Raw genomic sequence first — 14,998 nt, 5'->3', positions numbered from 1 at the left:
TTTGAACCGGCGCGATCAGTCCGCCGGTTCGGTCTTCAGTTCTGCAAGAGCGGCTGCGATCTGCGCCGTGCCATAAGGCTTGGTGACGATCGGCACGGCGTGGAAGCGCGAGGAATCGAGACCGCTGCCATAGCCCGTCGCAAAGACGAACGGGATGCCGCGTTCGGCCAGTGCCCTGGCGACCGGCTCGCTCGTCTCCGCGCCCAAATTATAATCGAGCATGGCCACATCCAGCGGAACGGTCGCACAGGCGCGCAGCGCGGCCGTCACGCTGGAGGCGACCTCGACCTTCTCGGCGCCGAGTTCCATCAAAGCGTCCTGCCCGTCGAGTGCGATGATGAGGCTGTCTTCCACCAGCAGCACGCGCTGCCCGGCAAGCGGCAGCTTCGCCGGCTCGCGCAGATCGGCGGACGCGCCGTCCGTCGCGTCGATCCGGTCCTCCGGCGCGACGCCGGCCACGAAGCGGGAGGGAATGCAGAAATGCGCCTTCACACCGCTCAGTCGGTAGTGAATCTTGGCATCGCCCCCCAGATCGTGGGGGACGGTCTTTTCGATCACCGTCGACCCAAAGCCGCGGCGCGAGGGCGGGGTGACCGCCGGTCCGCCGAGTTCAGACCAGTCGATCAACAGGCTGCCATCCTCGTCCTGCTGCCAGCTGATCAGCACCGTGCCGCTATCGGAGAGCGCGCCATATTTGGCGGCATTGGTCATGAGCTCGTGGAAGACCAGCGACAGCACGGTGAAGGCGACCGGCTGAAGCAGGATGTTGGAGCCTTTGGTCTCCACATTGGTGCGCTTGTCGCGCAGGAAGGCATTGGCCTCGATGTCGATAAGATCCCGCAACCGCGCCGGACCCCAGCGATCGCGCGTTACCTGGTCGTGCGCACGGGCGAGCGCCTGCAGGCGATCGTCCAGATTGCGCGTAAAATCCTCGACGCTGGCCGCCCCGTCGCGGGTCTGCGACACGAGGCCGCGAATGAGCGAGAGGATATTGCGCACGCGGTGATTGAGCTCGGCGATCAGCAGCTCCTGCCGCTCCTGCGCACGCTGCCGCTCCTCGCCTGCGCTCTCGGAAAGGCGGATGAGCACTTCCAGCATGCCGACCCGCAGCGCTTCGGCAACGCGGCGCTCGACCGTGGTGAACGGCAGGCTGCGGCCCTTCACCAGTTGCGACCAGCTTTCGAAGCTTTTGCGCGGCGTGAGTCGGTCGCCATTGGGTCCGAGTTCGACCGGTTTCTCCGGGTTGCCGCCCCAGCGCACCGAGCGCATCTGCTCGCTGCGGAAGAACACCACATAGTCCCGCGGCTTTCGGGAGAGCGGGATGGCGATCAGGCCGGCGGCGACATCCGCATAAGCGGCCGCCTCGGGCAGGACGGATGAAATGCAGTCCGTCGCAAAGACCTCGCCGTGCGAAAGCTGATTGAGGATGGAGACGAGGCTTATGAACTGCTCGCGCGAGGGCGTCAGCCCGCTGAGCGAGACGGAGCCATCGACATAAGCCCCGACGCCGTCGGCAGGAATGGTATCGAACACGACCTCGCCGAGCCAGTCCGCGTCTCGCAGCAGGTTCCCATCCTGCGCGATGGAGGCCATCAAGCGATCGGTGGCGCCGCGTGCGCGCGACTCATAGCCGGCATTCTCGCTGCGTTCCCGGCTCTCGAGCATCAGCGAGAAGATCTGGCCGAACAGCTCGGCGGCCGTGCGCATGGCGAGGCCAGGCAGGCGCGGCTGATAATGGTGGCAAGCGAAGAGCCCCCAGAGCTTGCCTTCGACGATGATCGAGATCGATAGCGACGCGCTGACGCCCATGTTGCGCAGATATTCGACATGGATCGGCGAAACCGCCCGGAGCAGGCACAGGGATTGGTCGAGGACCGCGCCGCTCGGGTCGGTCTGCGGCACGATCGGCACAGGCTCTGCATTCACGTCAGCGATGATGCGGAAGGGGTTGCGCACATAAAGCTGCCGCGCTTGTGCCGGAATATCCGATGCGGGGTAATGCAGGCCAAGGAAGCTGTCGACGCCAGCGCTCAGCGCCTCGGCAACAACCTCGCCCGAGCCTTCGGCATCGAAACGGTAGACCATAACCCGATCGAAACCGGTGATCGCCTTCACCTGCCGGGCGCTCTCGCGAATGAAGGAGGTGAGCGTATCGGCCTGGGCGAGGCGCGACATGAGCGTGCGGACCAGCGTCGCAGCTTCACCCGGATCTTCGAGCGCGGGCTCGCATTCGATGACGATGCTGTTGCCCGAGAAATGCACGGCGACATCGTAGAGCTTGCCATCGTCGAACAGCGGCTGCGAGAACAGGCGCTCCACGGAATCATTGCCGCGCAGCATGGAGATCCGGTTGCGGATGTCATGCTGGGCAGCGGGCGTGATGAGATCGGTGAGCTTGGAACCGAGCAGCGCATCCGCCGATTTGCCCGTGAACCCGGCGATATTGTCCGATACGCGACCGATCATCCAATCGGCACTGACCGCCATCAGGAAACCGAACGGCTGGATCGTCCCGAGGATATGGATCGGTTCGCGGTCGCAATTGGTGAGATCGACCCGAAAGCCGGCAGGATCATTGGCCAAGTCTGGCTCCCATCGCGATGGCGCAATTTCGGTAAAGGGCGAAGGTCCGGGTCGCTGCTGCGCGGGTTTCGCGCTGCCAGACGGGGCCGTGAGTCAGGGCCTGATCCTCCAGAGCGGCGATGAAGGCGCGCCACGCGCCTTGGGGATGCACGGCGCTCAGATAATCACGCGGTAGATCGTCAGGCACGCGGCGCGCGAGCATCGCGCCGCCAAGGCGAGAGCCTTCCGTCACATAGGCGGCACCCCAATGAGCCGCCGTGCTCGGGGCCCATGTCAGCGGCTCGGCCTCGGGCACGGCCTGGCCCAAGGCGTCGAGGTCGGCTGTCAGGGCCTGTACGCGCGCGGCCGCGTCGATATTCGGCGAGGTTGAACGCAGCCAGCGCTCCAGCGGCACCAGCGCCGCTGCATGGGCTGACAGAAAACGGCCGTAACTCGCACGGCTCGTCAGATCGAACTGGCTGAACAGGCTGTCGACTTCGTCGTGGTCGGCACGCGTCTCTTTCTTCAGGACTTGATGGAAGGCCACTGGCTGAGCCGCGGCTGTTGTCGGGATTTCCGCCACGCCGGGATCAGTATCGAAAGACATTGCCGTGAATTTACAGCGCGTGCCGGCAATATACAACGCGTGATCTTGCGAGCCGCGGCGAAAGGAATGGCGCAATTCGGGGCAGGGGCGGCCTTTGTCTCATCGAACACATAACGCGCCGAGAGATGAACGGTTGCACGCAGTCACACTCAGTCTTCGTCGCCGTGTGCTCAGCCGGCGCGGCGTTTCGCCAAGCCGCAATATGTTTCGATCATCGCGGCGTTCACCTGATCCCATTTGTAATCCTGCACCCGCAGATGCCCGGCTTGCCCCGCCGCTGCGCGCAAGGCGGGGTCTTCGATGAGGCGCTGGATGGCGTCGGCATAAGCCTGCACGTCCCGCGGCGGAACTAGGAAGCCGGTCTCACCGTCCGCGACCAGATCAATCGCGCCTGTGGCGCGGGCAGCGACCACCGGCACGCCCGCCGCCATGGCTTCAGTCGTCACATTGCCAAAAGTCTCGGTGACCGAGGGCATGAAGAAGATATCCATGCAGGCGGCCGCCCGACCGAGGTCATCGCCGCCCTGAAAACCCGCAAACACCGCCTCCGGCACCCGCTCCGCAAACCACTGGCGCGCGGGTCCTTCACCGATCACCAGCACCCGGTGGCGAACGCCGCGCGCCTTGAGCGCCGCGATCACATCGGCAAAGACGCCGAGGCCCTTTTCCAGAACAAGCCGCCCAAGGAACCCGACGGCGATCTCGTCATCGGCGATGCCGAGCGAGCGCCGCCAGCCATTGTCCCGCCGCTGCGGGTTGAACCGGGCATGATCGATGCCGCGCGACCAGATGCCGATCGGCGTCGTCACGCCCCATTCGCGCAGCAGCGTCGCCATGCTGCCGCTCGGCACCATCACCTGGTCGACGCGATTGTAGAAGCGCGTCTGCAGGCGCACCAGCAACGGCTCGATGACGCCAAGGCCATAATAGCGCGGATAGGTTTCAAAGCGCGTGTGAAGGGAGGCGACACAGGGGATGCCCTCTCGCCGCGCCCAGCTCGATGCGCGATGCCCTAAAATGTCCGGCGCAGAGACGTGGACGATATTGGGGGCATAAGCTGCCAGGTCCGCCCGAGTCTGCGCTGAAAGCCCCTTGGCGAGCCGATATTCGCCCCGGCCGCCCGGCATGGACCAGCTCGGCACCGACACCAGTTCGCCAGCCGGTTCGAACGCCGGCGGATCGATGGTGGGGGAATAGACACGCACGCTGGCGCCGCTCGCGAGCGCAGAGGCCATCAGATTGTTGAGGGCCTGATTGGCGCCATCGCGGACGTAATTATAGTTGCCGCTGAACAGGGCAATGCGGAGGTCGCTGGGGAGCATCGAGGCCCTATAGCGAGGCCGGCCGTGCGGTCAAAGTGCTGCTGCGCCATCGGCGGGAACTTGTCCGACCGTTGTTGCACTGGCGCGACTCACAAGGGTCGTGCCATGACAGGACATGGACGAGCCATCCCTTTCCCTTTCCGTCGACGCGCTGCTGGTCGGGTCGCCCGCCTTGCTGGCGCCCGGCGTGATGAGTGCCATGGGCAAACAACCCGTTCGCGGGCCGGTCCGGATCAGCTGGCTGGGGCTGGAGGGCGACAGTGTCGCTGACCCCCTTCATCATGGCGGCCATGACAAGGCCGTCCATCTCGTGCCGCACGAGCATTATGCCTGGTGGCGCGGCGCGCTGGACGATCATCCGCTGCTCGAGACGCCGGGCGCGTTCGGCGAGAATCTTGCGACGCGCGGGGCAACCGAGGCCAATCTGTGTCTGGGAGACCGGTTCGCGCTGGGCAGCGCTGTGCTGGAAATCAGCCACGGCCGCCAGCCCTGCGCCAAGCTCAACGCGCGCTTCGGCCGCAAAGACGTGCTGGGTCAGGCCATCGCGAGCGGCCATTGCGGTCTCTATCTGCGCGTGATCGAGCAGGGTGAGGCCAAGGCGGGCGATGCGATGATCCTGCTGGAGCGCCCCTTGGAAGACTGGCCGATTGCTCGGGTGTTCAACCTGCTGATCGCAGGCGGACATAAGGCCGATCCGGCGGGCGTCGCACAATTGGCCGAGACCCGCGTCCTCGCCGACGCGTGGCGGGTGCGGGCGGAAAAGCTGGCGCGCTGAGCTACGCGTTGGAGCGCACGCCTGATTCATGCTGGCTGTGCGAGCGGCCATTGGGCGCACGCATCGAATGGCATCATCCCGTGCCCAAGGCCAAGGGCGGCCGGGAGACGGTGCCGCTGCATCCGATCTGTCATCGCGCGATCCACGCGCATTTCAGCAATGGCCAGCTGGCGCGCATGGGGCGCGATCAGGCGGCGTTGCGCGGTGATCCCGCGCTCGCTGCCTTTCTGCGCTGGGTTGCCGGCAAGTCGGCGGACTTCCATGCGCCGACGCGCAAGCCCCGCCGTTAAGGGCGGGGCTTGCACCGGCTCAGCGCATCGCCTTGACGTCCTCGGCGGTGATCGCGTCCTCATAATGATTGCCGAAATGCGTGCGGACATAGTTCACCACATTGGCGACCTGCTGGTCCGTCATCATCTCCCCCACCGGCGGCATGCCGTTCAGGCCCTTGAGCGTCACCAGCATGGGATAGCCGCTGGCGGCGAGATTGGGGTTGTTGGCGAGCGCGGGATATTTGCCAGCGCCCGTTGCGCCGGCTGCGTCCGGCATGTGGCAGGCGGCACAGACCCGCCTGTACATTTTTTCGCCGTCGGGTTCGCTGAACCGCCCCGGCATCACGAATGCCCCGTCGGCATCACCTTGCTGGGCGACCAGAGCGGCGGGATCGCCCTGGCGTGGCTGGGCAGCATCCTGCGCGAGTGCGACGGAAACCGAGCCGGTGAGAATGCCGGCGGCGAGGCCAAAGGCCAATGTGCTGATCTTCATGATATTAGCTCGCGGTGACACGTTGATGGAGCCGCGTAATCGCATCGATGGCGGAGGTGATACCGCCTTCCTGCCATCCGCCGATATAGGAGGTATGTTCGCCCGCCAGGACGATCCGCCCGTCGAATTCGCACATATTCCGGTAGTGCTCGGCGCGCGCTTCCTCCGTCCATTGCCCGAAGCAGCCGAGCACCCAGGGTACCCGGTGCCAGCCGACGGCCACGCCGTTCATGAACTCGGCCTTATATTGCGGATGGATCTGCGCGCCCCATTCGAGCGCGCGCTTGACGCGCTCTTCCGGCGGCAGCGCGGTCAGTTCGAACCCTGTCGAGCCGCCGGTATAAGCGCCCAGAAGCACGCCCGGGCCGCTGGCGCCATAATTGCTGCTGGGGTAGCTGATCTGCGAGATCGGCAGATCCGTGGTGGTGATGCCGCCATAGATCTGGTCGTCCTGCTCCCAGAAGCGCCGCTTGAACTCCAGCCCGACCTTGACGCTGGTCGAGTAGGGCACGGCACGGATGGCGCCGGCCAGCTTGGGGCCGACATTCATGTCGATCTGCGCGAGGATAGGCAGCGGGATCGTGCAGATGCACCAGTCAGCCTTGGCCTGCGCGGCGGCACCGGACTTGGTGTCGACATAATCGACCGTGACGCCTTTCGCGCCCTGCTTGATCGCAGTGACCTTGCTGTTGAGGCGAACCAGATGGCCCACGGCCCGCTCAAAGCCCTTGGCGACCATTTCCATGCCGCCAACCGGCTGGAAGATGGCGAACTCATGATCCCAGGTGAGGTTGCCGCCAATCGAGCGCCACAGGCGTGAACGGAGCACCGTTTCGGCGGTCATCGGCTCGGAGGGGATCGGCTCGGCAGTCAGGCCGCCGCCCGGCTGCTTATCCCAGCCACGGCGGTTGCTGGACTCGCGGCCCTTCACATAGCGCATGTCCTTGTCGAGCGCGCCCCAGCTCCGCAGGGATTCCAGCAGGATGTCGCCATCCTCCTTGCTGAGCGTATCCGCCAGGGCATTCTTGTTGACCGCCTTGGCGAGCAATTCGCTGACATGGCCGTAGAAATCGGCCTGCACATGCCGGTAGCGCTGCGGGGCCCCGCCGAACGCCTTCGTCGAGTGGACATAGGCGTTGTAATTGACCTGCATGAACGGTTCGAGCGCGACGCCCAGTTCGCGGCAATAATGCATGATGCCATGGTGGTGCCATGGAATGCGCCACGGGCCGGGATTGATGTAATTGCCCGGCGCGAAGTCGCACTTCTGTGTCGCGCCGCCGAGTTCAGTGTAGGTGTCGCCGCCCTTGAGCGTCCAGGAGCGCCCGCCCACGCGGTCGTTATACTCCAGCACCTGAACCTTGTAGCCGGCGCGGCTGAGTTCCAGCGCGGCGGTCATCCCCGCGACGCCGGCGCCCAGAATGAGCACGCTTGCGCCCTTGGCGCCGCCCTCCAGCTTGATCGGTCCCTTGAACGTCGAGGCCTGAGCCTGGCCGAGGCTCGACATCGCCATGTACATCGCCGATGCGCCCGCCGTGGTTCCAATGAGCGCCAGCAGATCACGCTTGCTCATGCGCAGCGCGTTAGTGTCTGTCATATGTGGTTATATCCCATGTCACCCCTTTGCGTGAGGGGAGCCATGGTGGGCGAACCGGGCCTTGACCCGACTCGCACCAACCTGTGCAGCACCTCGTCGCGAAGCCAGTGATCGGCCTGCGGCTCGCTGCTGTTGATACGAGGTTTTGCGTATTTGCGGTGGGACGCGGCTCGGGCAATGGGCCGGATCTACGCCGGAGTCGTGGGCGACGAGGGCCGTGCTGCCCAAGCACATCCCGCTGTTGAATTACGCAAAGTATTCAGGGCCGGATTTAGCCCCTCCTCTTCAGAGGAGGGGTTGGGGTGGTGCAGCAACCTCGCGGTTGTTCACCGATAGAGCGATGCTGCGCATCGCCAACCCCCCCTGGCCCATCCTCTGAAGAGGAGGGGAGTATTTCGTCTGTCGCCTAAAGCGTCGCCTCGATCTCGCGGGCCGCCATGTCAGGCTCGGGCGCCTGAGTGATCGGACGGCCAATGACCAGCAGCGAGGCGCCGGCATCCACCGCTTCACGCGGCGTGACCGCGCGCTTCTGATCGCCCTTGCTGGCGCCGCTGGGGCGCACGCCAGGCACGACAAAGAAGCCGGCGGGCCACAGCTTGCGCGCGCGGGCGACCTCATTGCCGGAGCAGACGATGCCGTCGAGACCAGCCTCCTTTGCGAGCAACGTCAGCCGCTCGACCTGTTCCTGCGGACCGCCATGGACGCCGGTTTCCTCCAGATCGGTCTGGTCAAGGCTCGTGAGCGTCGTCACGGCGACGACCTTGGTATGGACCCCGGCCGCAGCCTTGGCGTCTTCCAGCATCGCCCGTCCGCCAGAGGCATGGACGGTGAGGATCGACGGTTCGAGCGCGTGCAGGGCCTGAACCGCCTTGGCTACGGTGTTCGGGATGTCGTGCAGCTTCAAGTCGAGAAAGATCGGCAAACCGAACTTGCGCATCTCATGCACGCCATGGTGGCCATTGGCGCAGAAGAATTCCAGCCCCAGCTTGATGCCGCCGACATGGTTGCGGACCTTCTGAACCAGCTCCTGCGCATGGGGCAGGGACGGCGTGTCGATGGCGATATAGATAATGCTGGTCATGGAGTGTCGGTTCTGCCTGCCGGTTTGAGATCGTCGTCCACCCGCACGTCGATCGTGCGAACGGGCGGTGCGGGGTCGAATCCCGCTGGGGTGATGTGATCGGGCGTGGCGGTTGGCGCGGGGTGGTCCTGGGTGTGAACCACTGGCGCCGTCGCCGCCGGCGCGGAAGCCGCGAGCGCACGCTCTGCGCTGTCGAGCCGCCGGCGCATCCGATATTTGGTGGCCTTATGCAGCGCCCAGAACGGCAGCGAACCGGCGAGAAACGCGACGATCACGAGAACCGGCAGCTTGGTTTCCAGCTGGAGACCGCCCCACAGATTGATCATCACGGGGGTCCAGTTGGCGAAGCTGAAAATGACGATAATGATCGCCAGTACGACCCAGAAGGCTGTCCGGAGGAACTGCATGGCTTGTCTTCCTCTGCTTGGTCCGTAGAGCCTGACCATAAGCGCGCCGTGACGGCTTGCCTAGGGGCGCGTTTCAACGCCTCTCTGCGGACATGGGAGCTTCCGGAACGGGCGGGTCAGCCAGCGGTTCCGAACACCCGCGTGAAGATCGTGTCGACATGCTTCAGATGATAGTCGAGGTCGAACAGTGCCTCGAGCTGCGGACCGGAGAGATGCGCGGAAACGGCCGGGTCGGCCTTGAGCAGATCGAGCAGCGAATGGGCACCATCCGACTGCCACACCTGCATGGCGTTGCGCTGGACCATCGCATAGCTGTCCTCGCGGCTCACGCCAGCCTGGGTGAGGGCGAGCAGCACGCGCTGCGAGTGGATGAGGCCGCCCATCCGGTTCATGTTCTTCATCATGCGCTCGGGGTAAACGAGCAGCTTGTCGATCACGCCCGTGAGCCGGCCTAGGGCGAAGTCGAGCGTGATCGTGGCGTCGGGGCCGATGAAGCGTTCGACCGAAGAGTGGGAGATATCCCGCTCATGCCACAGCGCGACATTTTCCAGCGCGGGCAGGGCATAAGCGCGCACCATGCGGGCAAGGCCGGTCAGATTCTCGGTCAGCACCGGGTTGCGCTTGTGCGGCATCGCCGACGAGCCCTTCTGGCCGGGAGAGAAATATTCCTCGGCCTCCAGCACCTCGGTGCGCTGCAGGTGGCGCACCTCGACCGAGAGCCGCTCGATGGAGCCGGCGATCACCGCCAGCGTCGAGAAGAACATCGCATGGCGATCGCGCGGGATCACCTGCGTGCTGACCGGCTCGACCGTAAGGCCGAGTTTGGCCGCGACATGCTCTTCCACCTTGGGATCGATATTGGCGAAGGTGCCCACGGCGCCCGAAATTGCGCAGGTGGCGACGTCTTCACGGGCCGCGATCAGCCGCGCCTTGCACCGGGAGAACTCGGCATAGGCTTCCGCCATCTTGAGGCCGAAGGTGACCGGCTCGGCGTGGATGCCGTGGCTGCGACCAATGGTCGGCGTGAGCTTGTGCTCGAACGCGCGGCGCTTGATCGCCTCCAGCAGCGCATCGAGATCGGCGATCAGCAGATCGGCCGCGCGGGCAAGTTGCACGTTGAGGCAGGTGTCCAGCACGTCCGAGCTGGTCATGCCCTGGTGCATGAAGCGGGCTTCATCGCCGACCTGCTCGGCCACCCAGGTGAGGAAGGCGATCACGTCATGCTTGGTCACGGCCTCAATGGCATCGATGGCGGGCACGTCGATGGAGGGATTGGTCGCCCACCAGTCCCACAGCGCCTTGGCGGCGCTCTTGGGCACCACGCCCAGTTCGGCCAACGCTTCGGTCGCATGAGCCTCGATCTCGAACCAGATCCGGAAGCGCGCTTCCGGCTCCCAGATCGCGGTCATTTGCGGGCGAGCGTAACGAGGCACCATGAGGCGGGTTCCTGATGAGACAGATTGGAGACGGCCTGCCCCTAGCAGGCTGCGGCGAAACGGGCAAATCGCGCGGGTGATGGCGGTGGCTATGACTCAAGGTACTGAGATATGGCGATAAAAATCAATGCTGTCCGTGGTGGGTGGTCGCGGCGACATAAAGCGAATCGTCCGCAGATGGGTGCGCGTCGACCGATTGATCAGAGCCTCGTCCGCGTGCCGCAACCTCAGATCAGTCCCATGGCCCGCATCGAACGGTGACCTTCGGTCGCGACAATGACATGATCGTGGACGGTCACGCCGAGGGGCTTGAGCGCGGCGATGACGTCGCGAGTCATGAGGATGTCCTGCCGGCTCGGCTCGGGCAAACCGCTGGGATGATTGTGGACAAGAATGACGCCGGCCGAGCCGAATTCCAGTGCGCGACGGGCAACTTGCCGGGCGTAGATGGCAGCTTCATCCACCGAGCCGTCCCCCATATGATCGTCACGCAGCAGGATGTTGCGGGCGTTGAGATGAAGCACGCGCACGCGCTCGATCGAGAGATGGGCCATGTCGGCGCGCAAATAATCGAGCAGGGCCTGCCATGATGCCAGCACCGGCCGCTCCGCCACCTCGTTGCGGAGCATCCGCAGGGCGGCGGCCTGTGTCGCCTTGAGCGCGGCGGTCGTGGTCTCGCCCATGCCGTCGACCTGCATCAGCGTGGCCCAATCGGCGCTGAGCACGGCGCCCAACGAGCCGAAGCGGGCGATCAGGGCCTTTGCCAGCGGCTTGGTATCCCGGCGCGGCAGGGCGAGCGCGAGCAGATATTCGATCAGTTCATGGTCGAGCAGCCCATCCGGTCCGGTCGCGAGTCGCTGCCGCAGGCGGGCGCGGTGGCCAACGCCATCATGACTCGTCTCGCTCTTGCCCCGGGATCGCCCTTCGCCCATGAACATTGTAGCTAAGCGCGAGCCGGCAGAGCGGCAAGCGGGAATGACGGGGATAAACGTCTGACCGAGTGGGTCGAAGAGGATGACGGACTAGAGGCGGGTGCAGCAGAGCGGCTGCACCGGCGCCGTCAACGTGTGCGCTGGATTGCCGGCGGGAGCGCGACGGCGCTGCTGCTGGTCGCGGGCGGCCTCTGGCTGGCGCGCGAGCCGATTGCCGACAGCTTCATCGCGCGGGAACTGGCCAAGCGGGGCGTACAGGGCCGATATGAGATCACGCGGATCGGTCCGCAGCACCAGCGGCTGGACAATCTCGTCATTGGCGACCCGAAATCGCCCGATCTCACGGTCCGCTTCATCGAGCTCGAACTCGCCTGGGGCCTGACCGGGCCTTATATCGATCGGCTCGAGGCCAGCGGCGTTCGGCTGCGCGGGCGGATTGCCGATGGGGCGCTGGACTTGGGTCAGGTCAGTCGCTTGCTGGAAGGCGGCACGGGCGATCCCAAGCTGCCCGACTGGTCGGCAGTGATCGAGGACGCACAGGCGCGGATCGTCACCGACAACGGCACGGTCGAGCTGGGGCTGGATGGCAGCGGGCCGTTGTCGTCAGGGTTCAATGGTCAGCTTAATCTCGCGAGCCCGGCGCTTGCCTTTGGCGATTGCAGGCTGCGGGCGCTGCGGGCGCCAGTGGACGTGGCGACCGAGAATGGCGAAATTCACCTCAAGGGCCCCGCCCACGTCAGCGGCGTTGGATGCGAGGCGGCGAAGCTCCGGCTGACGGCCCTCACGCTCGATCTCAACATCCGCACAAACCTGGCGCTTGAACCCTTGGGCGGTGCGGTGAGCCTCGCTGCGCCTTTGGCCGAGCAGGGGGACGGGCGGGGCAAGCGCGAGTTCAAGGAACTGTCCGGGCTCATCACCTTTAAAGGCGAAGGCGATACCCTACGGGGGAGCGCTTCGCTTGCCGCCGTCAGCGCGCTTGTCGACGGTCTTGAAAGTGACGCCGCGAAGCTGGGTGGCAATTTCGCCGTGCAGCTCGATTCCCGCAATCGCGCTTTGGCGTGGCAAGGCACCGGGACCATCGAAAATGCCCGGCCGGCTCGCGGGATCAATCTTGCGCGCCTCGCTTCGGCGGCCGATGGCAGTCCACTGGAACCGATCGCGCACAAGCTGGCGCGCGCAGTCGAGGCGATCGGCCGGCGCAATCACATCGAACTGGCAGGCCAGGTCAATATGCTTGGCGCGCAAGGTAATGCCCGGCTTGACCGCTTCGCGCTGCGCTCGGCGAGCGGCGCGCGGATCGAGAATTGGGAAGGCAGCGCGGTGCGCATCGACTGGCCCGGTGGCCTGCGCGCGTCGGGACGGCTGGACATCGCCGGTGGCGATCTGCCGGAGGGCCGAATCGAGTTCGCCACGCTGGAGCAGGGCGGCGTGCGTGGCACCGCGACGTTGAGACCTTATAATGCCGGCGGGGCGCGGCTCGCGCTCACCCCGCTGCGCTTTGCCGTGGATGGCGCGGGGCGCGGCAGCCTTCAGACCCAGGTGACGCTGGACGGCCCCTTGCCGGGCGGCGCGGTCAAGGGCCTGCAGATGCCGCTCGACGCCCGCGTAGGGGCAGGCGGGGCGATTAGTCTATCAGGGACTTGCGTGCCCTTGCGCTGGGCTTCGCTCAGCATGTCCGGCCTCGTGCTCGATCCTGCGGCGTTACAGGTTTGCGGGCTGGGGGAGGGCGCGGCCGCGATCCGCGACGTGGCATTGCGCGGCCGGCTGGGCGACAATCCCTTCGCATTTGATGCCAGCGCGGCGCGTCACGGCCTCACCACCGGCCGTTTCGAAATCCAGCAGCCGAACGTGCGCATTGGTTCGGCCGAAGCCCCGGTCCGGCTCGCTGCCGATCGCCTGACGGGCGGACGTGGGTCGGCGGGTGGTCTCGCCGGGACGATTTCGGCGGGGCGTGGGCGGATCGGCTCCGTGCCGCTCGATCTCACCGCTATGGAAGGGCAGTGGCAGTTCGCCGACGGACGTCTGGCCGTCGATGGCAATCTGCGCGTTGCGGACACGCAAGCCGATCGGCGCTTCAATCCGCTGGCCGGCGAGCAGGTACGTCTGACCCTGGCCGATAATCGCATCGAGGCGACTGGTGTGCTGGTGCATCCGGAACGAAAGGCCAAGGTCGCCGATGTGGTGATCCGGCACGACCTCAGCCGTGGCGCAGGCCGCGCCGATCTGACGGTGAAAGACTTGCGCTTCGGCAATGCGCTTCAGCCGGACGATCTCACGCCGCTCTCGCTGGGCGTGGTCGCCAATGTCGCTGGAGTTGTGAACGGCGCCGGCCAGATCCGCTGGACCGGCGACAAGGTGACCAGCGACGGGACATTCTCGACCGAGAACATGGCTTTCGCGGCCGCCTTCGGCCCGGTCGCCGGCCTGTCGACGACGATCCGCTTCACGGACCTGCTTGGCCTGCGCACCGAACCCGGCCAGGTGGTGACGGTGGAGAGCGTCAACCCGGGCATCGAGGTGCGCGACGGCACCATTCGCTATCAATTGCTCTCCAGCGAGGTGGCAGAGATCGAGGGCGGGCGCTGGCCGTTCTCCGGCGGTATGCTGGAGCTGATGCCCGCGCCGCTCGCGCTGGATTCGCGCCAGCCGCGCAATCTCACCTTCCGCGTCGTCGGGCTGGATGCGGGCGCCTTTATCAACACGCTGGAGCTGGAGAACATCTCCGCGACGGGCACCTTCGATGGTCTGCTGCCGATGGTGTTCGACAAGGATGGCGGGCGGATCGTTGGCGGCCTGCTGGTTGCGCGGCAAGAGGGCGACGAGCCACGCTACCTCACCAGCACGCAAGGCCTGACGATCCCATGCGATCCAGAGCGCCGGGCCGGACGCCTTTCTTACGTGGGTGAGGTGTCCAATGCGCAGCTCAATGCAATGGCGCGGCTGGCCTTCGATGCGCTCAAGAATTTGGGCTATCGCTGCCTCGCAATCCGGCTGGATGGCGCCATCGATGGCGAGTTCGTCACGCAGGTGAGCATCAACGGGGTCAATCAGGGCACGGAAGAAACGCGCCGCAGCTTCCTGGCGCGACCGTTCCTTGGCCTGCCCTTCCTGTTCAATGTGCGGATCGAGGCGCCCTTCCGGGGGCTGCTGAACACCGCGACCGGACTTGCCGATCCGACCAAGCTCATCAATGGCAGTCTGGGCGACCAGTTTGTGCCCGTCGGCAGCGGAGCATTCACGCGGGGTTCCGGGGTGGTCGTTCAGCCGGCGGACAGCGACAAGAGGATAGAAGGGGACAGGAAATGAGGCACCGACGATGGATATCGCGCGCAACGCGACTGGGCTTGGGGCTTGCGCTTGCCGGAGCGGCAGGCGGCTGCATTCAGGTGCGCGCGCCCGAAAAGCCGATCGAGATCAATCTCAACGTGAAGATTCAGCAGGAAGTGGTCGTGCGCCTTCAGCAAGACGCCAAGGACCTCATCGAGAACAATCCGGAGCTATTCCCGAAATGACA

13 protein-coding genes are annotated in these 14,998 nt (G+C 65.5%); 4 read left to right on the top strand and 9 right to left on the bottom strand.

Translation table 11 applies throughout. The annotated features are described in order from the left end of the window. Positions 1–15 precede the first annotated feature (15 nt). The 3 genes from M2337_RS12995 to M2337_RS12985 all read right to left on the bottom strand — a co-directional run bounded on the left by M2337_RS12995 (position 16) and on the right by M2337_RS12985 (position 4,491). Positions 16–2,583: an HWE histidine kinase domain-containing protein gene (locus tag M2337_RS12995; RefSeq protein ID WP_264570588.1), complete on the bottom strand. Its 2,568-nt coding sequence runs from the start codon at positions 2,581–2,583 to the stop codon at positions 16–18. Next, positions 2,573–3,244 carry a biliverdin-producing heme oxygenase gene (locus tag M2337_RS12990; RefSeq protein WP_264570587.1) on the bottom strand — a complete coding sequence of 224 codons (672 nt, stop codon included), beginning with the start codon at positions 3,242–3,244 and terminating at the stop codon, positions 2,573–2,575. Before M2337_RS12990 ends, M2337_RS12995 begins: the two co-directional genes overlap by 11 nt. A 95-nt stretch (positions 3,245–3,339) precedes the next feature. Continuing rightward, complete coding sequence (locus M2337_RS12985) at positions 3,340–4,491, bottom strand: glycosyltransferase family 4 protein (protein WP_264570586.1); 1,152 nt, start codon at positions 4,489–4,491, stop codon at positions 3,340–3,342. 115 nt (positions 4,492–4,606) lie between these two features. Here M2337_RS12985 and M2337_RS12980 point away from each other — a divergent pair, with 115 nt between their 5' ends. Together M2337_RS12980 and M2337_RS12975 are read left to right on the top strand one after the other, a co-directional pair. Then, a complete protein-coding gene (locus M2337_RS12980) occupies positions 4,607–5,266 on the top strand; it encodes an MOSC domain-containing protein (RefSeq protein WP_264570585.1) in 660 nt (219 codons plus the stop codon). Positions 5,267–5,274: 8 nt separating this feature from the next. Further along, positions 5,275–5,556, top strand: a complete 282-nt coding sequence (locus tag M2337_RS12975) for an HNH endonuclease (RefSeq protein WP_264570584.1) — start codon at positions 5,275–5,277, stop codon at positions 5,554–5,556. A 19-nt stretch (positions 5,557–5,575) separates the two neighbouring features. Here the strand turns inward: M2337_RS12975 and M2337_RS12970 are convergent, their stop codons facing one another. From M2337_RS12970 to radC, 6 genes are all read right to left on the bottom strand, one after another. Beyond that, a complete protein-coding gene (locus M2337_RS12970) occupies positions 5,576–6,031 on the bottom strand; it encodes a c-type cytochrome (RefSeq protein WP_181559886.1) in 456 nt (151 codons plus the stop codon). Between the two features lie 4 nt (positions 6,032–6,035). Further along, entirely contained in the window at positions 6,036–7,628 is a 1,593-nt protein-coding gene (locus M2337_RS12965; protein WP_264570583.1) for an NAD(P)/FAD-dependent oxidoreductase, read from the bottom strand. Between the two features lie 406 nt (positions 7,629–8,034). Next, entirely contained in the window at positions 8,035–8,709 is a 675-nt protein-coding gene (gene pyrF, locus M2337_RS12960; protein WP_264570582.1) for an orotidine-5'-phosphate decarboxylase, read from the bottom strand. Further along, positions 8,706–9,116, bottom strand: a complete 411-nt coding sequence (locus M2337_RS12955) for a LapA family protein (RefSeq protein ID WP_181559884.1) — start codon at positions 9,114–9,116, stop codon at positions 8,706–8,708. Before M2337_RS12955 ends, pyrF begins: the two co-directional genes overlap by 4 nt. Before the next feature lie 116 nt (positions 9,117–9,232). Continuing rightward, on the bottom strand, positions 9,233–10,552 hold the full coding sequence (gene purB / locus M2337_RS12950) for an adenylosuccinate lyase (protein WP_264570581.1): 1,320 nt from the start codon (positions 10,550–10,552) through the stop codon (positions 9,233–9,235). 227 nt (positions 10,553–10,779) lie between these two features. Continuing rightward, on the bottom strand, positions 10,780–11,484 hold the full coding sequence (gene radC, locus M2337_RS12945) for a RadC family protein (protein WP_264570580.1): 705 nt from the start codon (positions 11,482–11,484) through the stop codon (positions 10,780–10,782). Positions 11,485–11,619: 135 nt separating this feature from the next. Between radC and M2337_RS12940 the strand changes: the two genes are divergently transcribed. Beyond that, the gene (locus M2337_RS12940; protein ID WP_264570579.1) at positions 11,620–14,790 is read left to right on the top strand and encodes a YdbH domain-containing protein; all 3,171 of its coding nucleotides are present in this window, start codon (positions 11,620–11,622) and stop codon (positions 14,788–14,790) included. Beyond that, a complete protein-coding gene (locus tag M2337_RS12935) occupies positions 14,787–14,996 on the top strand; it encodes a YnbE family lipoprotein (protein WP_264570578.1) in 210 nt (69 codons plus the stop codon). The genes M2337_RS12940 and M2337_RS12935 overlap by 4 nt, the downstream gene beginning before the upstream one ends. Positions 14,997–14,998: the final 2 nt, after the last annotated feature.

The organism is Sphingobium sp. B2D3A (assembly GCF_025961795.1).
GTDB lineage: Bacteria > Pseudomonadota > Alphaproteobacteria > Sphingomonadales > Sphingomonadaceae > Sphingobium.
This window is presented reverse-complemented; position numbering and strand designations above follow the sequence as displayed.

Coding starts and splice junctions, on each gene's coding strand:
- M2337_RS12985 (WP_264570586.1), bottom strand. CDS start 4,491: ATGCTCCCCAGCGACCTCCGCATTGCCCTGTTCAGCGGCAACTATAAT.
- M2337_RS12980 (WP_264570585.1), top strand. CDS start 4,607: ATGGACGAGCCATCCCTTTCCCTTTCCGTCGACGCGCTGCTGGTCGGG.
- M2337_RS12970 (WP_181559886.1), bottom strand. CDS start 6,031: ATGAAGATCAGCACATTGGCCTTTGGCCTCGCCGCCGGCATTCTCACC.
- M2337_RS12965 (WP_264570583.1), bottom strand. CDS start 7,628: ATGACAGACACTAACGCGCTGCGCATGAGCAAGCGTGATCTGCTGGCG.
- pyrF (WP_264570582.1), bottom strand. CDS start 8,709: ATGACCAGCATTATCTATATCGCCATCGACACGCCGTCCCTGCCCCAT.
- M2337_RS12955 (WP_181559884.1), bottom strand. CDS start 9,116: ATGCAGTTCCTCCGGACAGCCTTCTGGGTCGTACTGGCGATCATTATC.
- purB (WP_264570581.1), bottom strand. CDS start 10,552: ATGGTGCCTCGTTACGCTCGCCCGCAAATGACCGCGATCTGGGAGCCG.
- radC (WP_264570580.1), bottom strand. CDS start 11,484: ATGGGCGAAGGGCGATCCCGGGGCAAGAGCGAGACGAGTCATGATGGC.
- M2337_RS12935 (WP_264570578.1), top strand. CDS start 14,787: ATGAGGCACCGACGATGGATATCGCGCGCAACGCGACTGGGCTTGGGG.